The organism is Bacteroidota bacterium (assembly GCA_016713765.1).
In the GTDB taxonomy this organism is placed as follows: domain Bacteria; phylum Bacteroidota; class Bacteroidia; order AKYH767-A; family 2013-40CM-41-45; genus Pollutiaquabacter; species Pollutiaquabacter aromativorans.
On sequence record JADJON010000001.1, the window covers coordinates 36905 to 59644 of the forward strand.

General features: G+C 51.7%; 15 protein-coding genes and 3 pseudogenes. 6 read left to right on the forward strand and 12 right to left on the reverse strand.

Annotation, left to right across the window (positions count from 1 at the left end):
• Nucleotides 1-3 precede the first annotated feature (3 nt).
• The 6 genes from dndC to IPJ96_00245 form a co-directional block, all read right to left on the reverse strand.
• Nucleotides 4-1329, reverse strand: coding sequence for a DNA phosphorothioation system sulfurtransferase DndC (gene dndC, locus IPJ96_00220; GenBank protein MBK7908787.1), 1326 nt, complete (start codon nucleotides 1327-1329; stop codon nucleotides 4-6).
• A gap of 582 nt (nucleotides 1330-1911) precedes the next feature.
• Entirely contained in the window at nucleotides 1912-2253 is a 342-nt protein-coding gene (locus IPJ96_00225; protein ID MBK7908788.1) for a hypothetical protein, read from the reverse strand.
• Nucleotides 2254-2258: 5 nt separating this feature from the next.
• Complete coding sequence (locus tag IPJ96_00230) at nucleotides 2259-3557, reverse strand: hypothetical protein (GenBank protein ID MBK7908789.1); 1299 nt, start codon at nucleotides 3555-3557, stop codon at nucleotides 2259-2261.
• Complete coding sequence (locus IPJ96_00235) at nucleotides 3482-4216, reverse strand: hypothetical protein (GenBank protein MBK7908790.1); 735 nt, start codon at nucleotides 4214-4216, stop codon at nucleotides 3482-3484. Before IPJ96_00235 ends, IPJ96_00230 begins: the two co-directional genes overlap by 76 nt.
• 512 nt (nucleotides 4217-4728) lie before the next feature.
• The gene (locus tag IPJ96_00240; GenBank protein MBK7908791.1) at nucleotides 4729-5187 is read right to left on the reverse strand and encodes a cold shock domain-containing protein; all 459 of its coding nucleotides are present in this window, start codon (nucleotides 5185-5187) and stop codon (nucleotides 4729-4731) included.
• A gap of 161 nt (nucleotides 5188-5348) precedes the next feature.
• Nucleotides 5349-6245, reverse strand: coding sequence for a tyrosine-type recombinase/integrase (locus tag IPJ96_00245; protein ID MBK7908792.1), 897 nt, complete (start codon nucleotides 6243-6245; stop codon nucleotides 5349-5351).
• A 264-nt stretch (nucleotides 6246-6509) separates the two neighbouring features.
• On the opposite strand from IPJ96_00245, the pseudogene IPJ96_00250 reads away from it, so the two are divergent.
• The 6 genes and pseudogenes from IPJ96_00250 (at nucleotide 6510) to IPJ96_00275 (ending at nucleotide 10921) form a co-directional block, all read left to right on the forward strand.
• Nucleotides 6510-6763, forward strand: a pseudogene (locus IPJ96_00250) (winged helix-turn-helix transcriptional regulator).
• 308 nt (nucleotides 6764-7071) lie between these two features.
• Nucleotides 7072-7659: a rhodanese-like domain-containing protein gene (locus IPJ96_00255; GenBank protein MBK7908793.1), complete on the forward strand. Its 588-nt coding sequence runs from the start codon at nucleotides 7072-7074 to the stop codon at nucleotides 7657-7659.
• 100 nt (nucleotides 7660-7759) lie between these two features.
• A complete protein-coding gene (locus IPJ96_00260; GenBank protein ID MBK7908794.1) occupies nucleotides 7760-9151 on the forward strand; it encodes an MBL fold metallo-hydrolase in 1392 nt (463 codons plus the stop codon).
• 328 nt (nucleotides 9152-9479) lie between these two features.
• Complete coding sequence (locus tag IPJ96_00265; protein ID MBK7908795.1) at nucleotides 9480-9689, forward strand: rhodanese-like domain-containing protein; 210 nt, start codon at nucleotides 9480-9482, stop codon at nucleotides 9687-9689.
• Nucleotides 9690-9846: 157 nt separating this feature from the next.
• Nucleotides 9847-10143 (forward strand): thiol reductase thioredoxin, encoded by a 297-nt coding sequence (locus tag IPJ96_00270; GenBank protein MBK7908796.1) that lies wholly within the window; start codon nucleotides 9847-9849, stop codon nucleotides 10141-10143.
• Between the two features lie 154 nt (nucleotides 10144-10297).
• Nucleotides 10298-10921: a peroxiredoxin gene (locus tag IPJ96_00275; GenBank protein ID MBK7908797.1), complete on the forward strand. Its 624-nt coding sequence runs from the start codon at nucleotides 10298-10300 to the stop codon at nucleotides 10919-10921.
• A 234-nt stretch (nucleotides 10922-11155) separates the two neighbouring features.
• Here the strand turns inward: IPJ96_00275 and IPJ96_00280 are convergent, their stop codons facing one another.
• The 6 genes and pseudogenes from IPJ96_00280 to IPJ96_00305 all read right to left on the reverse strand — a co-directional run bounded on the left by IPJ96_00280 (nucleotide 11156) and on the right by IPJ96_00305 (nucleotide 22705).
• On the reverse strand, nucleotides 11156-11851 hold the full coding sequence (locus IPJ96_00280; protein MBK7908798.1) for a gliding motility-associated C-terminal domain-containing protein: 696 nt from the start codon (nucleotides 11849-11851) through the stop codon (nucleotides 11156-11158).
• 659 nt (nucleotides 11852-12510) lie between these two features.
• A pseudogene (locus tag IPJ96_00285) lies at nucleotides 12511-12852 on the reverse strand (SprB repeat-containing protein).
• Nucleotides 12853-12972: 120 nt separating this feature from the next.
• Nucleotides 12973-13107, reverse strand: a pseudogene (locus IPJ96_00290) (SprB repeat-containing protein).
• Nucleotides 13064-15406: a PKD domain-containing protein gene (locus IPJ96_00295; protein ID MBK7908799.1), complete on the reverse strand. Its 2343-nt coding sequence runs from the start codon at nucleotides 15404-15406 to the stop codon at nucleotides 13064-13066. Before IPJ96_00295 ends, IPJ96_00290 begins: the two are co-directional and overlap by 44 nt.
• Complete coding sequence (locus IPJ96_00300) at nucleotides 15403-16029, reverse strand: hypothetical protein (protein MBK7908800.1); 627 nt, start codon at nucleotides 16027-16029, stop codon at nucleotides 15403-15405. Before IPJ96_00300 ends, IPJ96_00295 begins: the two co-directional genes overlap by 4 nt.
• Before the next feature lie 856 nt (nucleotides 16030-16885).
• Nucleotides 16886-22705 carry a PKD domain-containing protein gene (locus IPJ96_00305; protein MBK7908801.1) on the reverse strand — a complete coding sequence of 1940 codons (5820 nt, stop codon included), beginning with the start codon at nucleotides 22703-22705 and terminating at the stop codon, nucleotides 16886-16888.
• Nucleotides 22706-22740 lie beyond the last annotated feature (35 nt).

Below are 22740 nucleotides of genomic sequence, written 5' to 3' on the forward strand. Positions count from 1 at the left end.
TGGTTATACTTTCTCAGGATTCTTTAATTCTTCAATAAACTGATTCAAGCGGTTGTCAATATCCGACTGCAAACCTCTTTTGCGTATCATCAAGGTTTTGGTTTTTTGCAAAGCCAAAAGGTCTTGAATCAACTCTACGTCTTTGGGTTCTTGCTTACATGATTTTTTCAGCAATTCCGCTTCCTGTTTAAATTTTTCTTCTTGTTTGCTCATATCAATTTGTGTTTTGAATATGCGATTATAAATTTGAGATACTTTGGTTTTGAAAAAACAATCTCTGAACCAATGGTACTGAATCAACACCATTTCCTGGTGCGTAATCAATTCAATTCCTTCCGTTGCCTGAATTGTTTTTTGGGCTTTTAAAATGCGTTTTAGAATTTCTACCCGGGTTTCAAATTTGTAAGGTCCCCAAGTGCCTTCTTTAAATTCACCGTTTCTCCTTCTTTGCTCTCTGTAAATTTCAGGGTTGTCCCTGGTTTCAATCAGGAAGTTTCTGATGTCTGCCAATGGCTGCATCCATTCTTCACCGTTGTCAATCAATCCTTCCATTGATTTGTCTTTGTTTACAACGGTGCAAACCCAACAACCAAAACGGCTGTTTCCGCAACTTGGCGTTGAATCGTCAATTACCAAAGGGCAATCGCCACTGTTGGCGTTGCGGTAAAGCGTAACCAATTCTTTATGCGTTCCGCCCCAAGGTGGTGGAACTTGATTTAAGTATTGCCACAACTCATTAGTAGTAACGTCTTTAATTGGTGTGTAAACGTAAGCGTTTGGCAATGGGTGTTTTCTCAAACGCTGCCCTTTTACTTCATGTCGTTTAATTGATGCTGCACGATTTGAACTTTCATCACTTCTTGTTCCAAGTAAGATTATTGCTTCTCCGTTCTCACTGATTTTTTCTGTTATCAATCTTGTTGTCGGATTGATTTTTAGTCTTTCTGTGCACCAACGATAAAATTTGTTGGGTGCAGGATAGCCAAGTCCAATAAGGCGAACCCAAAAACTGTCGTCTAATTTTGGTGTCGTTTCTTCAACGATAATCGGGAACTGATTAAGGTTTGCTTCCTTCTGAATTCGTTTCAGTGTTTTGTTGATGAACTTTACAATTCGTGGGTTTTCGACTAAAGTGTCATTGCAAACAACATAAATCTGCCTTGTCAGCAAAGCAGGTTCAATTTTTTTAAGTGCATTCCAAACGACTTGTAAAAGCATGGTGGAATCTTTTCCACCACTAAAACCTATTATCCAAGGTCTTGTTGGGTTCTCGTCATAGAGATACTGGTCTATAATTTCGTTTTCTAAATGCTGTATGTTTAATGACATAGTTGTTTCGCTTTCCTCTTGTTATTTTTTCATTTTGTATTAAAGTTTCTCTAATTTTTTAACTCGCAAAGTAACAATTTTAACCGATATGTAAGTTCGTTTGCTCGCTGAAAATTGCCTACTGCTCTGAATCCTGCACCAAATAAAGCGTTTGCAAAAATTGCACTCTTTTGGTGGCTGCTTTGCGTGGGGTTTGAGGGTGGGGCAGCCACCAAATGTGTGCAATGCGGGTAGCCATAGAAATTCATTTTTTTTGTGCGGTGGGGTGTTTTAATTTTTTTATTGCGTTGGCTTGTGTGTCTGCCCGTCAAGCTGATGTGTCCCGATGTCGAGTTGCTGTTATGTATATGTCCACCTGTCAAAATTGTTTGTAGTGCTGCTTATTTTAATTTTTTAGTCGTCTGTTTCATTGTTGCGATGCTGTCAAATACGCTTTCTGCTAACGTTTTGCGTGTTGCCGCAGTTGGCGATTTCGGAGCACTTCACTGTCAACCTGCACAAAAGTTTGATAGGAGCACTCAGCTTCAATTTTGCACGTCACCGCCAATTGAGGCAACACGCTGTTACAGGCTGGCATTGATTTTAGATGAATAATCTTTGATACCATTTTAAGCTTTTTAGTCGCTCAATTTCCTTTTGATTTTGTTCAATCGTCTTGTTTTGCAAAGTAACAGCTTTAGAAAGTTTGTCCAAATCACCGAGAATTTGTTCAAATTTCTTGTTCGTCTCTGATTTTGCGTCATATATCGCACTTTTCAAGTCCTCATTTGATTTGAGAATTTCCTCGCATTTGGATTGAGTGTCATTATTGACTAATTGAACCTTTTGAATATTATTTTCAGCTTGTTCAATATATTCAATTGCCTTTTTCAGTCGAGAAAGTTCTGTCTGCAATTGTTGTTCTATGGTAATTTCTTCGTTCATTGCATTTAGAATTTTAAATATTCAGTAAAATGTTGATTGAATTCTTTTAAAATATTCAATAATGAAATTTTATCGTCATTATTAATGCTAGATGCTTCTTTCATTTTTTCATCATCATTATTTTGTTCTTGACTTGTGAATATGTCTGTTTTTGCCAAATCTTTTTCTCGGATTACGGCAGATGGTTTGAAGCTAATTTGTGATGATTTATTTAACCTCGCTGTATGTGGTATGTTGGGTGTCCATTTTTTTAATTTTTCCAATTCATCGGTATTAGGTAATTTAGGGATTTGCTGTATTAATGCATTTTCCAATTTCCCTAACCAATTAGAAAATGGCTTGTTTTTTCCACGTTGCTTTCTTATTGATGTAATAAAGCCAAAATTATTTTTGAAAGTACAGAGTTCATTTTCATCTTTTGCACTTGACAAAGTTGATCTAAACTGTGCAAGTGACGTAATGGCATTAGAAATTTTACGTATTTGTTCGCTGTGATTATCTTTTGAACATTTAAAGATGTAAGTTGCTCTATCTTCAGATAAGTCTACATTTTCCCAAACAATAGCAAATTCATCTTTATTTTCAATTTCTATAGTGAATAATTCAGTTTTTTCAAATTCATCAATTCCCGAATTCTCATCTAATCGCCTATACATATTTTTTGGCTCATTTACTATTGTGATTTCTATGTTTTTGGCTTGACTAGTGTTTAGATAATTAATTACTTGCTTTCTAAGTTGCCAATCTTCAGTATATGTATAATTCTGGCTATTTCGCTCATTGCCTTCAATAACTGTACCTAATGCCTTTTCTATTTCACCTGTGTGAATTTGTGCAAATAAATATTCTAAGCCTGTTAATTCTTTAATTTTATTGGCCTCAACTACTATTTTCAAAGGTATTTTATTCAAGTAATGGTTTGATGGTATTCTGTTTAAACCTGTACTTGAATACTCTGTGGGAAATTGCTCTGTATAGTCCCTATTTTCTAAACGTAGTTTAATGTATCCATTGCCAAAGTAAACATTCTCAACAAAGGCTTTGTATGACTTTGCTGTTTCATTAATCTGCTCATAATTTGTACACGGTTTTACTTCTGAAACCTCTTGTTCAGATATTTCGGAAAAGTCTTTTTCATTTGTTTTAGTTCTAAAATATTCTCGCTCTTTATTTGTTAAATATTTAAAATTTGCTCTAAAACCGACATAGCTATAATATTTTTTATCAGTCAGATAATCATAAAGCCACAATCGTATATGGATTTCGTTGTATTTTTCAATTGAATTGTAAATGGCATCAGCCAAATCAAGAATATTAAAATCTTTTTGGATTTAGAATTGTAATCAATTACGTCACACAGAAAACTATGAGTTTCTTCTCTTTCAATAATTTCAGTTGGATAAACTACATCATTCCATTTGTAATTGATGGCAAAGCCTTTTAAGCCGTTTAGGTCTAGATAAACCAAATTAAAAAGAGTTTCTATGTCAGCATTATCGTTTTCAGTCAAATAACGTAAAATAAACTTTAATCTATAATAATGGTTTATTTCACTTAGATTTTGCTTTACAAAAAAGTACGCATTTATTTCAATATTAATTCCTAAAACCCATAATACAAATTGCTGATATGGTCTTATTGTTTTTTGAAGAATGTCAATTATTTCTAAATAACGGTCTGTAAACTCGTTTTCAAAAATTTTTAAATACTTAACTAAATTTGGATATTCCTCCTCAAAGTCTAAGTTGCCCTTTGCTATATCAATAAAATATTGCTCGTAAATTTTAGAAATTAGTTCTGTATATTTTGCCTTTCCATCTTCGTCCTTTCTTTGTAGAAGCAGTTTGATGGAGTTTTTATCACCTAGATTGAAGTTTTTCACAACATAACTTTCACTTAAACCGTCAATGTAGTCGTGTAACCATAAATCAATTAGTTCATCGGGTGATAGAGTCAAAAGCAAATATCGCTTTGCCTTTTCATATAAAGATTTTCTCCTAGTTTTTCGTTTCGGTATATTATGTCTAAAAAAGTCTTTAAATCGTTATTTATGCGTTTAAGTTTGTTTGAGTTTTGTAAGTGAAGGAAATATTTATCAATTATTACCTCTTTGTCTACTTCTATTAGTTTTTGAATAATTACTCTTTTCGTGTCAGCATTTGCTCTAATAAAATATTCCTTAATTGTATCGATGTCATAAGAGTTTATAATATCCGATTCCCATAGTTGAATTAAATATGTTTTAGAAACATATTTTGATAGTAAGTCGTATTCTGCTGTAAAGGAATAATCTTTGCTATATCTTTTAAAAGGTCTGCTAATTTCAAGTAGTCTTCAATTGTTGAAATTAACCCTAAATTCATTAATTCTAATTCAAATCTTTCTGTAAGAGTTAATTCATTTTGGTTAGTAATACTTAATATGTAATCCTTTAGTGCAGGTATATGATATTTTTCGTATTGTGATTTTAAAAAACTACATCCCTCTCAATAGATACAGGATATGCAAAAAAGCAAACAATTGCGTTGTGTCTTTGACTGAGACAATTGGATTAAAAATAACTAAATCATTATTTTGTATATTCTTTGTATTTAATAGTCTTGTGTGAAATAGAAATATTTTTTTACCGTCTGTCGGGTAGTCTATGAAACCAAATTTGCCATTCCAATTTTGAATAGTCCCAATACGTAAATCATAGTTTTTGAAATTGCCTTCTTCAATCAGATTTATTTCTATTGCGACCTTTTTTCCTTTGTGCTTTTTTGAATTTGCTACAGATGTTTGAAATGATACCTTGTCAAAAAGTTGTATGCTTTCATATTTACAGTTGCTTTTATGAAAGAAAATACTACTTGAAAGCTCCGGACATTCAATAAAGCCATAACTAAAGGTTGGATTCCAATATATTATATTTCCTTTATGAATATTACCCATTGTCTGTCATTTTAGTGAATTGTTTGCCTTGATTTGGTATCGTCTTTATGCTTGCCTGTAACGCTCAAATAGACGAAGGTTTACTTCGTGTTATTTCTCTGGATTCTTTGATTTCACCCGAATATACAAACAATCGGGCAGATTGGCGAAATGCGTGTTATTCACTTTCGCTGTTTCGCTTTATCCAACGGGCTGGTCACTTTGGCGAGGTCGGTGGTGGCGACATGGGTGTAGCGCAGGGTGGTTTTAATGGAGCGATGCCCAAGCAGTTCCTGGATCCGGCGCAGGTCGGTGCCGCCTTCCAGCAAGTGCGTCGCGAAACAATGCCTTAGGCCGTGGAAGGTGATCCGTTTCCTGATGCCGGCTTTCTTTACCGCCGCCCGGAACACGAGTTGTATGCTGCGTACACTGTACCGCTCCCCGGTCTGGCCCTCAAAGACCCACCGCTTCGGCCGGTAGCGCCGGTAGTATTCCCGCAACTCTTCGAGGAACACTTCGCTGAGCATCACCACGCGGTCGCGCTTCCCCTTCGCGGCCCTCAGGTGGATGACCATGCGGCGGCTGTCTACGTCGGCCAGCTCCAGGTTGACGACTTCACTAATTCGTAATCCGCCGCTGTAGGCCAGCATCAGCAAGAGCCGGTGCTTGCGGTTACCGGTACATTCAAATAGGCGCAACACCTCTTCCACACTCAGGATGTTGGGTAGCAGATGCGGCTCCTTCGCCCTGGGCAAATCGTATTCTTCGCGCGGTCGTTTCAACAACTGCTCGTAAAAGAACTTGATGGCGTTGATCATCAGGTTCTGGTAACTCCCGGACCAATCGTGCACCTTCTGCTGGCGTAAAAGCCAGTCCATGATCTCCGCCTTGCTGATCACGCTGGGCTTTCGACCGGGAAATCCGCTCAGGAAATAGCGAAAGGCCGTGCCGTAACTCCGGCGCGTAGCCGGACTGTATCGTTTGAGATCGATCAGCGCGAGGTAAGCCGCCAGTGCTTTCAATTGCATCGGCTCCAACAGGATCTGGCTGACCTGCTTGCCGGATGGAAGCGCTTTCATTTCCCCAAGGACGCTGTTCCGGTTCGGCCACTCAATCGCTTAAATGCGGGAAAATCGTCGGCCAAGACGGGTCTACAGCGTGGTAGCGGGAATTCCTTCTGCTTGATGCGATGATTTTATCTTATTAGTTATCAATATTTTACACAAAAAAGGTAAATACAATCCGTGAATACTTGCAATTATTACAATATGTTCATATATTTGCATTAGAATTCAGCCAGTAACCATGATCGCCGAACGCCAGAAGCTTGAAAAGCGGCTTACATCCTGAAGACCATCGCCCACCCGACCCGGCTCGCGATCATCGCGCTATTGGAGGAACATCCGCGGCTCTCGGTGAACGAGCTCTGCTCCAATCTGGAGTGCGAACAGTCGCTGGTCTCCCACCACCTCAGCAACATGCGCATCAAAGGCCTCCTCAAAGCCGAACGCGAAGGCACCAATATCTACTACTCCCTCAAAGCTAAAGAAGTCAGCCAGATCAGGAGATCATTGAGAATTGCCCCTGCAACATGTGATTCGGGGTTGCTTTTTTTGGCGCTTGAATATGAAAATACAATCATACTTGAATATAGTTGGCCGTTTCGGGTTTCCCGTTTCGAGTTTCCGGTTGGAAGGAAAATCGTTTAACCGTTGAACGTTGAAACGTTGAAAGTTGAAAACGATGGTAAATCAGGAGCAACCCACCTAGAAACACCTGGAACCAACAATAAAAACACCGACCCGAACCACACGCAACCAACAGGAAACCCAGAACCCAAAACACTCTCCCAACCGGAAACCCGAAACTCGAAACCCGAAACCAACCCGAAACAACCAAACAGCTATGCTCAACAACCTCTTCTCCTTCCTCTCCGGCCCGACGCACTACGAGAACCTCTCGGGCCAGGATTTTGCTGAGCGCGTCAAAAACGATCCGAAGGCGGTCGTAGTGGACGTGCGCTCGGTGATGGAATTCAAATCGGGTCGACTGCCCGGCGCGAAGAACATCGATATCTCCGACCCGCGCTTCCTCGAAAAATTCGAGGCGCTCGGAAAAGACAAACACTTCTACCTCTACTGCCGCTCCGGCGCCCGCAGCGCCTCCGCCTGCTCCCTCCTCGCCCGCCACGGCTTCGAAAACCTGGTCAATATGAGTGGCGGCGTCTTGATGTACGGGGAAGCTGGTGTGAGGAAGGTCATTGGTGAAGGGACTTGGTCGGGGAACTTTGAGGACGAGGGACGGGGGGGACGAGGACGAGGGACGAGGACGAGGGACGAGGGACGAGGACGAGACCGAGACCGAGACCGGGGAAAAGGGACGAGACCGAGACCGAGACCGAGGAAAAGGGACGTGGGACGAGGACGAGACCGAGACCGAGACCGAGACCGAGACCGAGGAAATAAAAACAAATTACAAATCACTAATCACTAATTACTAATTACCAGTTACTAGTTACTAGTTACTAATCTCCAATCACCAAAATCAACCCAAAACCCGAAACCCAAAACCCGAAACTAAAAAACCAACAGTCATGTATATTCAACAGCTTTACACCTCCTGCCTCGCTGAGGCGGCCTATTACATCGAATCGAACGGTGAAGCGGCGATCATTGATCCGCTCCGGGAGACCGAACCGTATCTGCAACTCGCCAAAGAACGTGGCGCGAAGATCAAGTATGTGCTGGAGACGCACTTCCACGCCGACTTCGTGAGCGGTCACATCGACCTGGCTCGCCTGACCGGCGCGAAGATCGTGTACGGTCCGACCGCCAAGGCGGAATACGACATCTACGTCGCCCAAGACGGCGAAGATCTGCCGCTCGGTAACGTGAAGATCCGCGTGCTCCATACGCCGGGTCATACGCTGGAGTCCTCGTCCTTCCTCCTGCTCGACGAACACGGACTTCCCAACTCCATCTTCACCGGCGATACGGTGTTCGTCAACGACGTGGGTCGTCCCGACCTGGCCGTGAAGAGCGACCTCAGCCGCGAAGACCTGGCCGGATTGCTCTACGAGTCCATCAAGAACAAGATCCTCCCGCTGCCCGACGACGTTATCCTCTACCCGGGCCACGGTGCCGGCTCCGCCTGCGGCAAGAACCTCGGCGAAGAGACGATCACCACGCTCGGTCACCAGAAGAAAGTCAACTACGCCCTGCAACCGATGAGCAAGGAAGCGTTCGTGCAAGCCGTCACCGACGGACTTACCGCTCCGCCCAAGTACTTCTTCATGGATGCGGGCATCAACAAGAAAGGCTACACGCCGATCGACGAGGTGATGAGCCACAACGCCAAAGCACTCTCCCTCGAAGCGTTCGACCTGGAGACGAGCAACGGCGCGATCGTCCTCGACGCGCGCGACGCGGCCGAGTTCGAAAAGGGCTTCGTGCCGGGCGCGATCAACATCGGCCTCAACGGACAGTATGCCGTATGGGTCGGTTCACTACTCGACGCCAAACACCCGATGGTGCTGGTAGCCGACGAAGGCAAAGAGGCCGAAGCGGTGCTGCGCCTCGCACGGGTCGGCTATGAGAACGTGAAGGGCTACCTGAAGGGCGGTATCAACGCCTGGAAATCGGCGGGACGTTCCGTGGATACGGTGCGCTCGCTGGCGCCGGAGGAGTTCGACCGCCTCTATACCGAAGACAAACGCATCCTCGACGTGCGCAACGAGCCGGAATGGGCCGCTGGCGTGATCGAAGGTGCCCACCTGGTGCCGCTGATGGAGTTGCCCGACGCGCTGCCGGACCTCCGCAAGGATCTCACGTACTACGTACATTGCGCGGGCGGCTATCGTTCCATGATCGCCTGCTCGCTGATGAAGCGCAACGGTTTCACGAACGTGATCAACATCACGGGCGGCATGAACCAAGTGAAGCAGTCGCATTTCCATCTGGTCGTGCCTCCGACGGTCAATGCATAAAATAAACCACGGAGGACACGGAGGCATGCACAGAGAACACAGTTGTGTCCTCTGTGTCTACCTCTGCGTCCTCCGTGGTTAAAAAAATCAAAGCCCCAAAAACACATCCATGAAACTCCTCCGCTCCCTCCTCCTCTGAGCGTGTTCACCACCCTGCTGGCGGTGAACAGCTCCTGCCAACAGGCCGGCACGAAATCCGGCGGCACGCAGACCGTCGCCACGGCCGACTTCAAACAGCTCGTCGACAAACACGAAGCCGTGTTGCTGGACGTCCGCACGCCCGGCGAATACGCCGAAGGACACCTCGCCGGCTCGACGAACGTCGACTATGAAAATCCAGGCTTCTCCGACGAGATCCAGAAACTCGACAAGACCAAACCCCTACCTCGTCTACTGCCGCTCCGGTCGCCGCTCCGCCGCCGCCATGCAGCAAATGAAAGACGCCGGCTTCACGAATGTCACCAACCTCGACGGAGGAATCATGGGGTGGCAGAATGCAGGGCTGTCGGTGAGAAGTGATGGCGCTAGTGAAGAGTGAACAGTGAATAGTAAACAGTAAATAGTAAATAGCGAATAGCGAATAGCGAATAGCGAAAAAAAAATTAAAGTTGATAATCACTAATTACCAGTTACTAATTACCAGTTACTAATTACCAGTTACTAATTACTAATCACTAATTACAAATTCCCCCCCCATGTCAACCTTCTCGCAACTTATCCAATCCGACAAACCTGTCCCGGTCGATTTCTCGGCCGAGTGGTGCGGGCCTTGTAAGATGATGGCGCCGATTCTGAAAGAGGTGGCCGGGCAGTTGGGTGATCAGGCTACGATCCTGAAAGTGGACGTGGACCGCAACCCGCAGGCCGCGGCGCATTACGGTATCAGGGCGTCCCGACGCTCATCCTCTTCCGGAAGGGGAGAGATCAAATGGAGGCAGTCGGGCGTGGTGCCCGCGCCGCAATTGAAACAGGTGATCGAACAGTACGTCTAATCAGCGTGTGTGATATCATTCAACTATGTATAAACCACGGAGGACGCAGAGGAATGCACAGAGGTCACAGTTGTGTCCTCTGTGAGCACCTCTGCGTCCTCTGTGGTTACCTACCCCAAAACCTCATTAAATGGACCAGCCCATTCAAACCACGATGCCGCGGATCGGCGATGTGGCGCCTGATTTCAAGGCGCTGACCTCCGTCGGCGAATTGCAGTTCTCGGAATACAACAAAGGCAGTTGGGTGATCTTCTTCTCCCACCCTGCCGACTTCACGCCCGTCTGCACCACCGAGCTCACCGAGTTCGCGCGCCGCGAGGAGGAGTTCAGGAAGATGAACACCAAGCTGCTCGGGCTCAGCATCGACAGCATCCACTCGCACATCGCCTGGATCAACAACGTGAAGAAGAACCTCGGCGTGACGATGCGTTTCCCGCTCATCGCCGACATCGACATGAGCGTCTCCAAGCGCTACGGCATGCTGCAACCCGGCGAGAGTGAAACGGCAGCCGTCCGCGCCGTATTCTTCATCGACCCGAACGGCAAGATCCGGCTGATCATGTACTACCCGCTCAACGTGGGACGGAACATGGAGGAGGTCGTGCGCGTGCTCCAGGCCCTGCAGGCTGCCGACCAACACAAGATCGCCTGTCCGCTCAACTGGAAGCCGGGTGAGAAAGTGATCGTGCCTCCGCCGAAAACGGTGGCCGCCATGGAGGAACGCGAGAAGAGCGACTACGAGATGGTCGATTTCTATCTGGCCAGGAAGAGTCTTTGATCGCGGTGGTTTTTTAAACCACAAAGGACACTGTGAGTAGTGGGCAGTAGGCAGTGGGCAGAATTCAGTAGGCAGTAGGCAGTAGGCAGTGCAGTGGGCAGAATTCAGCAGGCAATGGGTTTAGGTATGCTCGCACCTCGCATCTCGCAACTCGTCCCTGCCTTCGCTAACGTTTGGGCAGGCTAGCCTCGTCTCAACTTTCCTCGGTCACGGTCTCGTTCCTCCTTTTCCCTTCTACCGAACCAGCGTCACATGTCCGATAAACTTATGTCGCCGGTCCTTGATGTCGCGTAGCTGGATGACGTATTCGTAGACGTCGGCCTGACAGGTGGGGTTGCCGCCTTTGTAGGAGCCGTCCCAGGGCTGGTCGAACGAGGTCGAGTGATAGATCTCGCGGCCCCAGCGGTCGATGATCCACATCTCGTATTCCATCACCCCGATCCCTACCGCGATGAATCCGTCGTTCTTCCCGTCGCCGTTCGGCGTGAAGGCGTTCGGGATGTACAGCGTGAGTTCCTGGTCGATGCGTACGGTGCCGTAGGCGGTATCCGGACAGCCGCCCGGACTTTGCACGAACAGGCGGATCTGGTACGTGCCGGTATCGGCGTATTGATGTTGCGGATTCACCACGCCGGTATCCACGGTACCGTCGCCGTAGTCCCACTGCCAGGAAGCCGACAGATCGCTGCGGTCGAACAATTCCAGCAAGGGTGTAAAGATGGAAAGCGTCGCGGCCGACTGGTCAAAGTCCGCCACCGGCCACGCATACACCACCACCGCGCTGTCGATCCTGAGGCGATTCTCACAACCGAAGTCGCTCGTAATGGCGAGTGATACATCGTACACGCCCGGCTCGGTGTACACATGCGCGGGATCCGGAACCGTCGAGGTGCTGTCGTCGCCGAAATTCCACGCGTAGGTACTTCCCAAGGGCGGTTCGATAAGATTATCGAAGTTGACAGCCACCGGCGCGCATCGGAAGAACTGATCGGCGTGAACTCGACCACCGGCAGCGGATAGACAGTGACCGGTACCGAGTCGAGGGCATCGGGACTGCAACCATCCGAAACCGTCACGACGAAGGAGGAGTCTGTTACCGGATAGGCCATGGCTTCGTCCGTGAGGACCGCGCCGTTGTTCCAGTTGTAGGAATACGGGCCGCCATTGCCGCCGCCGGCCACCGCATGCAACAAGACTGAATCACCGGCACAAATGGCGGGTAAGGCGTCGAGCGACAAGTCGAGCGGCGGATAGCCATTCACCGTGATCGCCACTGGTTCGCCACGACAGCCGGCACTGTCGGTCACATAGACTTCATAGCGCGCCGTGTCCGTAGGCTGCACGACCAGGCTGTCGAGCGTGGAACCGTCGCTCCAGGTGAAACTGTATGGCGGTCGGGTACCGATCGCCGTGGCCAGTAAGGTCGCCGTTTGTCCGGTGCAGATTACCGGCGGACCTGCGACGGTAAGGCTGACCGGATTGGCATCGTTCACAATCATATCAACGGAGTCCCGACAACCGTTCGCGTCGGTGACTACGACGCGGTACGAACCGGTGTCGAGGTTGGTCACGACCGAATCCGTCGCGTTACCGGGCATCCATTGGAACTGATAGCCGGGTGTGCCACCCGTCGGATGAACCTCAACGGAACCATCACGGGAACCGGTGCAGGTGATCGGCGTGGCAAGCGGCTGAAGCGCGATCGAATCCGGTTGCCCGATAACGAAGGTATCAAGACGGGTACAGTCGTTCGCGTCGGTGAGCAGGAGTACATAGGTGCCGGCCGGAACATCAAGCAAGGAATCGCGATCGACCGTTCCGGGCGACCATACATAGGTGATCGCTCCCGTACCGCCGCCGGCGAGCGCGATCAGCGAACCGTCCGGGCTTCCGTAGCAACGCGGATTGGTTGCGATGACTTGCAGGGTGATTGAATCAGGCGCTGCGATCGTGGCGCTGGTCGTTATTGTACAACCGTTGGCATCCGTCAATGTCGCGGAATAGTTGCCTGCTGACATGCTGTCGAGGACCAGCCCGGATTGACCGGGCACGTTCCAGGTAACGGCATATACAGGTGTTCCGCCACCGGCTGTCAGCGTCACGCTGCCATTATCACCACCGTAACACGACACCGGCAATGCGTCAGCAGCCAGGCTCAAAGCAGCCGGTTCCAGAATCAACCGAATCGCGGCTGATACAGCCGTTGGAGTCGGTCACCGCGACCTGAAACGTTCCCGCGCGTATGCCGGAGAGCGTATCGTTGGTGCCGCCACCGCTCCAGAAGTACCGGAAAGGAGGTGTTCCGGCATTCACCGCTACCATTGCCTGTCCGTCGGCCCCACCGAAGCAGGCAACATCGCCAAGCACTTGCGCGGCGATGACCGGAGGATCATTCACGTTCACCCGAATGGTATCCCAGGCCAGACAGCCGGCGAAGTTGGTTACCCGGATCGTGTAATCGGTCGTAACCAGCGGATCCACACTCACCGAGGAGGTGGTTTGTCCGCCCGGATTCCACAGCCAGGCGACTCCATTACCGACGCTCAGCGAGACGGAACTTCCGGCACAAATGGTACGATCCGGTCCGAGATTCGCGGTGGCGGGAGCGGAAACGGTGACCAGAATATCTTCGGTGTCTTCACAACCGTTCGTGTCGGCGACGGTGACCGTATACGTTGTGGTGGTTAACGGACTTACGTAAATCGAATCGTTGTTTCCGCCGCCGCTCCAGGAGTAGTTGATGCCACCCGAGGCGATCAGCAAAGCGGAATCGCCAGGACAGATCAACTGGTTCGGATTGGTCGCAGCGGTCGGCAATGGATTGACGATCACTTGTACGGTATCATATCCCGGGCAACTATATGAATCGCGCACGGTGAGGTAGTAGTTGGTCGTGGTGTTCGGATGTACCTGTATCTGCTGCGTAGCCAGGTTACCCGGCGTCCAGAGATACGTGAGCGGTTGAGAACCGTTCGCCTGTGCGCTCAGGGTCGTAGTATCGCCCAGACAAATGCGGCGCGTGTTGCCCGCGCTGACATTCGGGCTTCTCCGCAGGATCACGCGGGCGCTGTCGCGGTCGGTACAACCGCGGGCATCGGTTACGACCACGTAAAAGTCCTGGGTGCTGGTGGGAGAAACCGAAAAGGTTGCCGTCGTTCCTCCACCCGGATACCAGGCATACGAGACCCCGCCGCTCGCGGTGAGCGTAGCCACGGAGCCCCGGCAAATGGTGTCATTGGGGCCGGCATTTGCCGTGGGCAGTGTGTAGATCGTGATCGGCCGCGTTGTGGTCGAGGTACATCCGTCCGCATTGGTGACGGATAACGTCACGACATAATTGCCGGAGGCGTTGTACGTATGCGCCGGTGATGGCACATTGGAACCGTTGCCATCGCCGAAATCCCAATCCCACAAGGTGATGTTGGACGCGCTGCCGTCGTCGAAATTCGCCTGTTCGCCAAAACAAACATTGGTAGTGGTGAAAGCGGCCGTCGGGCGGTTGTTCGACAAGAGCAGCGACTGCCGCACGGTATCGATACAACCGGTGGCCGTTTGCACGATCAGCATGACGGTGTAAGTACCGGTCGCGGCATAGGTATGCGTCGGGCTTTGCGCAGCGGATGTTCCGCCGTCGCCGAAGTTCCACGACCAGGAAGTGATGGTTCCACCCACGATCGTCGACTGGTCCGTAAAACCGACAGCCAGACTGGTACACGTCTGGGCGATGCTGAAGCCGGCCTGCGGCGCGCCGTTGGCGGGTGTCACATTCACGGTATCGCTGTTCGAACAGGTTCCATCGCTGGCGGTGACGGTGTACACACCGGCACCGGCGGTGATGGCCGTGGTCGTCTGGCCGGTATTCCATTGATAGGTATAAGCCCCGCTGCCGCCGTAAGCGGAAGCTGTCAGCGTGGCGAAGCTGTTACAGACCACGTTGGCATCGGGGCCGGCATCCACGTCCAGTCCGCGCACGGTGATGCAGAAGGAATAGATCTGGGAACCGGTGTACGGACAATTGTCGTCGCGTACCGTGACGGTGAAGCAATACGGGATCACGTTCACATCCGCCTGGGTCGGCGTCCAGCAGAACGTCCCGGTCTCGCGCGGCGCAGGGTGAGCGGTGAAATCTGCGCCGGGGATCGCATAGTCCCAGGTCACGAAGGTGTTCTGGCCGGCGTCCACGTCGGACGAGAACACATCGAAGCAGGTTTGTTCGCCCGCGCAGATCGTCATCGCGAAGCTGTTGGTACCGTTGATGCCGGTCAGCGTTGGAATGATGTTGCTACAGGTAATGACCGTCACCTGGATATCGCGCTCCACGCTGCCGATCAGTACGCCGTTGCGGTACTCTTTCACCAGCACGGCCATGACCGTCACCTCGAGATTGGTCGGGGTCATGCAGATATCGCCGGTCTGCGGATTGAACGACATGGCCGGACTCGAGGAGAGCGGCTGGTTCGAAGTAAACGGCGCGAGGTAAGTCACCGGCGTACCGGCCCGGTCGTAAGGGGGTGATCAGTTGATACACGAGCGAGTCGCCTTCCAGAATCGTACGCGCCGTGGTTGAAGCAGAACTGCTGTCCGAGGCAGACGAACGGCACCGGCTTGTTGGAAAACACCGGCGAGTTGTTGCACAGGCCGTTGGTGTTGTCGAGCGTCGCGTAGATATACATCTGCGTGTTCGACGGATCCTGGATGTTGGTGATGGCGGCATTGCGGCAACAGAGGTTGTAGCTGATGTTCCAGTCGGCACACGGACCGGGCAGGGTGATGATGCCGCGGTAGATGTATTCCTGGATGCCGGTGAACGTGCCGCCATTGCAAGTGGTAGCCTGTGCCGCGCAGGCCGGACTGATCTCCTGTCCCGTTCCGGCGATCTGAAAGATCTCGACCGAGTCGGCCTGAAAACACGATGACTGGAAGACGATGAAGGCACCGGTGTCGGCATCGATACCGGCGCAGTCGCGGTAGAAAGAAAGGGTGATCTCGTAGCTGTTCCCGCCAAGACATTGATACGTCAGGTCGGAGCCCATGGAATGACTTCCGAAAGCCGTCTTGCTCAAAAGCAAAGTCAGCAGCAAGGAAAACAGCCTGGCCGGGAAGCGCATGATCGAACTGGGTGCAGTAGCCGGTAAAAGCGGAAACTATCGGCTAGAGCGGTAATGATTTGGCTCCGCAACTTAGCCCTTTTCTGCCGGATTTGCTTGGAATTGAGGTGAATAAGTGAGGTTTAAAGGTCAATTTTCAACAAAAAAGAAGGTTTTAATAATCAAAATCTGTTTTTAATCGTATTTCATCAAATCCACGGGATCCAACGCAACCATGATACCGTGACCCCTACGGGGCCGAAATAAAAAATGAATTCATTTTGCAAGGATACCGTGACCCCTACGGGGTCATCGTTATGTGATCGACTGGCGTTAGGTAAATCCACCCGCCCAGGCATGCCTGGGCAGGCTACAGCCAAGAGCAAACTGTTTACTGTTCACTGCCTGCCGCCTACTGCCTACTGCCTACTGCTCTCAGAAGCGGATCTGCAGTTCGTTACTCCCTATCCGTCCCGTGTTCCCTCGTCGCATCAACTCTCTTTCATTGTTGTACGCAGGGAGCGCCTCACTCACCCGGGGCTAGCCTGCAACGTTCCGGCTTCGACTCAGCGGGGACCTGCATGCCGCAATTCCAGGCTGCATCCCCGATGAACTCTTTATACGACCCCGATCGGCTAGGATACTGTGACCCCTACGGGGTCATCGAAATGCAATTCCATTGCGATATATCCCAATGGAAGGATTATGAGACCCCTATGGGGTCATCGTTATATGATCGACTGGCGTTACGTAAATCCGCCTGCCCAAGCATGCCTGGGCAGGCTACAGCAAAAGCAAACTGTTTACTATTTACTGTTCACTGTTCACTGTTCGTCTACGCTAAGGCTTCGGCAGGCGGTTCACTATTGCTCCTGCCTCACCTCACCAACGTCACATGCCCGATGAACCGGTGCTTGCGTTGCCGGATATCGAGGACGTCGATGACGTATTCGTAGACGTCGTTCTGGCAGGTGGGATCGCCTCCGTACACGGAGCCGTCCCAGGGTTTGTCGAAACGGTTGGAATAAAAGATCTCGCGGCCCCAGCGGTCGATGATCCACATGTTGTATTCCAATACGCCTTCCCCGATCGCGATGAAGCCGTCGTTCTTTCCGTCTCCGTTCGGCGTGAACGCGTTGGGAATGTAGAGCGTGAACTCGGGTTCGATCCGTACGATGCCATAGATGGTATCCGGACAACCGCCTTCGCTGGTCACGATGAGCTGTACGACGTAGTTACCGCTATCCGCATAATGATGAACAGGAAACTGTTCGCCGGAAGCTGTGCTGCCATCGCCGAAATTCCATTCCCAGCTCACAGCGTCGGTACTGATGTCGCTGAACTCAACGACCGGCGTGAAGATGGAGATCGTATCGGCCGATTGCTGGAAGCCGGCTTGCGGGTAACCCCACACCTGCACCGCCTGTTCGATCGTCTGAGTTGCCACGCAGCCCTGGTCGGAGGTGATGGTAAGCGTTACATCGTATGTCCCGGGTGTAACGTAGGTATGAGTAGGCGCAGGGTCGGTGGAGGTGACATTATCATCCAGGTCCCAGTAATAGGTTGAACCCGCCGGCGGATCGATCAGGTTTGAAAAGTCGACCGATACGGGCGTGCATCCTTCGATGTTCTCCGGCGTGAACTGGACGACCGGCAAGGGATGCACGTCGATGTAAACAGAATCGGTTACCGGCGGACTGCAACCATCGGTGGCGATCACCACGAAGAGCGAATCGTTCAAGGGTTGGATGACCGAGGATGCGCCGTTGATGGCACCATCGTTCCAACTATAAGCATATGGCCCGCCGTTACCACCGGTCACCTCCGCACTCAGGAGCGCGGAATCGCCTCCGCAAATGATTGGAAGCTCCGCCACGCTCAGTTGCAAAGGCGGATAGACCACGACCTCGACCTCCTGCGGCGCTGTCGAGCATCCGTTGGCATCGGTCACCACGACGGAAAAGGTCGTTGTCGTATCAAGCGTAACAGCCAGCGAGTCGTTGACGGTTCCCTCGTTCCAGGTGAAGCTGAACGGACTCGTACCTCCGCTGGCCGATGCGGTGAGGAGGGCTTCTTGTCCGATGCAGATCGGTGCCGGTCCTTCGACGAACAATTCCACCGGAAACGGATCATCCACGATCGCCGAACCGGTCGCGGTGCAACCCAGCAGGTCGGTCACCATGACGGTATACAATCCCGCCGGAACATTGTTCAGGCTTGCGCTGGTCGCATTGTTCGACCAGAGATACTGATAACCTCCATTGCCGCCGGCTGCCGTGACGGCCGCGACACCATCGGCCGCGCCGCTGCAAGAGACTCCCGCAGCAACGATAGTCAGAGTAACGGGATCCGGTTGCGTAACCGTCAGCGTATCGCTGGTGATGCAACCAAGGCTGTCGGTGATGGTGACGATGTGCTGGCCCGCTGCCAGTCCGCTCGCAGTATCGTTGGCAATGCCCGAGGGCAACCAGTCGAACTCGTACGGACCCGTCCCACCGGCAGCGGCGATGAAGGCTTGTCCGTCGCTACCGCCATTACACGATACAGGCGCAGTCGAACCCGACACACTTACCGGTTGCGGTTGCGTGACAGTCGCGCTGCCGAGTATCGTACAGCCGTGCGCATCCGTAACGGTAACCGAATATACTCCTGCAGGAATCCCTGAATTGATGTTGCCGGTATGTCCGCCGGGCGACCATACCGCCTGGTAACCCGGAGTGCCGCCGGAAACGGAGAAGCTCACGGAACCATCCGAATAACCCGCGCAACTGGCAGGACGTGCACCGGTGATGATCGACAAGGCCGTGGGTTGGATCACCTGTACGGTATCCAGTGCGCTGCAACCATTGACATCGGTGACCGTCACCGGATACGTTCCTGCCGAAAGTCCGCTTACCGTATCATTGGCAACACCGCCCGGCCAGGAATAGGTGAACGGCCCGTTACCTGAAACGATGTTGGCGACCGCGCTTCCGTCCGCTCCGCCGAAGCAGGAGACGTTTTGCACAACCGAAGCGGTGATGACCGGAGCACCGGTGTTGGAGATGGTGGCTACCTGCGTCGAGGTGCATCCGTTCGCGTCGGTCGCGGTAACGGTATAACCGCCCGCATACAAACCGTTGACCGTCGCGCCGACTCCGCCGCCGGGTGTCCAGCTGTAAGTATATCCGCCAACACCGCCGGATGCCAGTGCATTCACACTGCCGTTGGCCACGCCGCAGGTCGCTGCCGTTGAACCGGTGCTGACGGATACAGGTGTCGGTTCGGTCAAGTTCACCGAAGCAGTAGTCAGACAACCGTTCGCGTCAAGGACCGTGACATTGTATAAGCCGGCAGCCAGCCCGCTGACATTGGCCGAGGTGGCATTTCCCGGAAGCCAGTTGTAGGTATAGCCTGCCGTACCGCCATTCACACTCGCAGAGACCGATCCGGTCGCGCTGCCATTACACAATGTCGGCACCGCGCTGGCGTTGGCTTGCAATACCGTTGGTTGCTGGATGACCGTAGTGGTTGTAATGGTACAACCGTTATAGTCCGTTGCCGTTACCGTATAGGTTCCGGCCGGAAGGGAAGAAATACTTGCACCCGAATGATTCCCCGGACTCCAGGTGTAGGTATATCCGGGAATTCCTCCGCCTGCATTCGCGTTAAGCGTTCCGTTGGTGAAACCGTTGCAGGCCACATCGGTGGCGGACGCGGCGATCGTCAAAGCCGCTGGCTCATTTACCTGAGCATAGGCGGTATCCGAACAACCGTTGACATCCGTAACGATGACCGAATAGGCACCGGCCGTCAGACCACCAGCCACTGCAGCACTTCCGCCGGAGGGTGACCAGGTATAACCATATGGTCCGGTTCCACCAGTGACCTGACTCGTCGCAACACCATCGGCCGCACCGTTGCAGCGGGCGGAATCGGCGGTTGCCGAGAGAACGGGCAATTCGTTCACTACTACCGTGACCACATCCGTATCGGTGCATCCGTTCGCATCGGTCACGAGAACCGTATAATCCGATGTCGTATCGGGGGTGATGGTGGTGGTCGCAGTGCCGACCCCAATTGGTTGCCAATCGTAAAGAACGCCTCCGCTTGCGGTGAGTGTGGCGGAGGAGCCGAAGCAGACTGCCTGATTCGTGCCGGCATCCGCGATCGGCAGCGGATAAACGGTAACAAGTATGGAATCGCTGGCCGCGCAACCCTGCGCATTCGTAACGGTAACAGTATAAGCGGTGGTGGCGGAGGGATTGACGGTGATCACCGAATCCGTCATGCCGCCCGGTGTCCAATCATAGCTGACGCCGCCGCTGGTTCCAAACGTTGCGTTTCCGCCATCGCAATACGCGGGGTCCGGACCCAGATCGGGAGTCGGCACCGGATACACGATCACGGGCTGCGCGACCGAACTGGTACAACCATCGGCCGTGGTGACCGTCAGTACTGCGTTATAGGTTCCTGTATCCGCATAGGTATACGAAGGCGAACTCAGTGTACTGCCGGTTCCGTCACCGAACGTCCAATTCCAACTGGAAATAGTTTGTGTCGAGACCGACTGATCGGAGAAAACGCTCGGAGCGCCTAAACATACAGGAGGTGCCGTGAAGTCGGCAACCGGCAAAGGATAAACGATCACATCCACCTGGCTGGTGCCTGTGCAACCCTGTACATTCGTTACGGTAACGGTGTAGGAGGTTGTCGTAGTTGGATTAACCGTGATCACCGAATCACTCATGCCACCGGGTGTCCAGGCATACGTGCCGCCACCGGTTGCGGTGAAGCTGGCGCTTCCGCCGTCGCAATACGCGACATCCGGACCGAGGTTCGGCGCAGGAAGCGGATGGACGACAACCGTCTGTGAAATGGTACTGGTACAACCGGCTGCGTTCGTGATAGTGAGGTTGGCCGTGTATGATCCCGTATCGGCGTAGGTATGTGTGGGTGAGGCTGCGCCGGAGGTCGTGCCGTCTCCGAAGATCCACTGCCAGGTGGTGATCGCGGGATTGGAAACGGATTGATCAGTAAACGAGGTACTGGAACCGAAGCAAACGGGCGGAGCAGTGAACGCGGCCGTTGGTAATTCCGGAGTAAGCGTTACGGCCTGCGTGATCGTATCACTGCAACCGCCGGGGGTCTGCACGATCAGGGTGACGTTGTAGGTACCGGGTGCGCTGTAAGTATGCGTCGGGTTCTGTATCGCTGCGGTTGTGCCATCGCCGAAGTTCCATTGGTAACCGCTAAAACCGCCGACCGACACGGACGATTGGTCGGTAAACGTCGCGATCGTGCCGGTGCAATCGTCGGTGAAACTGAAAGCCGCTACCGGATTCGGGCTTCCGCCGGCTACTACGACCGTATCCCGACCCGTACAACCTCCTCCGGTCGCGGTAACAATATAGGTGCCCGCACCGACTGTGATCGAAGAAGTTGTTTGTCCGGAACTCCAGGAATAGGTGTAAGGCCCGTTCACACCGGTAATCGTCGCGTTGAGTGTCGCCTGGGTCGCACCGGATGTGCAACCGAGTGCGACATCCGGCCCTGCATTCACGGCAAGTCCGTTGACACTGATGCAATAGGCGAACGTCTGGCTTCCTGCATACGGACAGTTGTCATCCTGCACCGTGACAGTGAAGCAATAGGGTACCGTCGAGATGTCAGCAGCCGACGGAGTCCAACAGAACGTACCGGATTCCCGCGTGCCGGGAGTGGTCACGAAGGTCGCGCCGGGGATGGAAAAGTCCCAGCTCAGGGTCGTGTTTTGCGCAGCATCGGCATCCGACGAGAAGACGTTGAAGCAAAGCTGCGAACCGGCACAGACGGAAGTCGCGAAACTATTGGTTCCGTTAATGCCGGAGACCGACGGAATGATGTTGCTGCAGTTGATGACCGTCACCTGGATGTCGCGTTCGACACTTCCAATCAGGACGCCGTTCCGGTACTCGTTCACGAGCACGGCCATGACCGTGACCTCGAGGTTGGTGGGCGTCATGCAGATGTCGCCCGTGGCCGGATTAAAAGTCATCGCCGGGCTGGAGCTGAGCGGATTCAACGCGTTAAACGGCGCGAGGTAGGTGACGCCGAGTCCGGCCTGATCCAGGGGCGTGATCATTTGGTAAACCAGTGAATCGCCATCAGGATCGTAGGCTCCGTGGTTGAAACAGAATTGCTGTCCAAGACAAACGAAGGGGACCGGCTTGTTCGAGAACACCGGCGAGTTATTGCAAATGCCCGAAGTATTATCCAAGGTGGCGAAGATGTACATCAGCGAATTCGCCGGCAGGTTGATGTTGGTGATCGCCGCATTTCGACAACAGAGATTGTAGCTGAACGTCCAGTCGGCGCAAGGACCGGGGAGCGTAACCGTACCGGTATAGACGTATTCCTGAATGCCGGTGTACGTGCCGCCGCTGCAAGTCGTAACCTCCGTAGAGCAAATCGGCGTAATCTCCTGACCCGTACCGGGGATGGGGTCCAGGGTGATGTAAAAAGCCGGATAACACGAAGACTGAATGAGAATGTCAGCCCATCCGTCGGCTGGAACACCGACACAGTCGCGATAAAACGATAAGGTTACCTGATAGGTATTGCCGCCCAGACATTGATAGGTCAGATCGGACCCCATCGAATGACTGGCAGATGATCGCTGAACCGAAAAGAGTAACAGCGAAAGTGAAAACCAAAACGCAAGGCGTTTTAGGAACATGGAAATTACTTAAGTCCTGTGTGCAGAGGAATAAG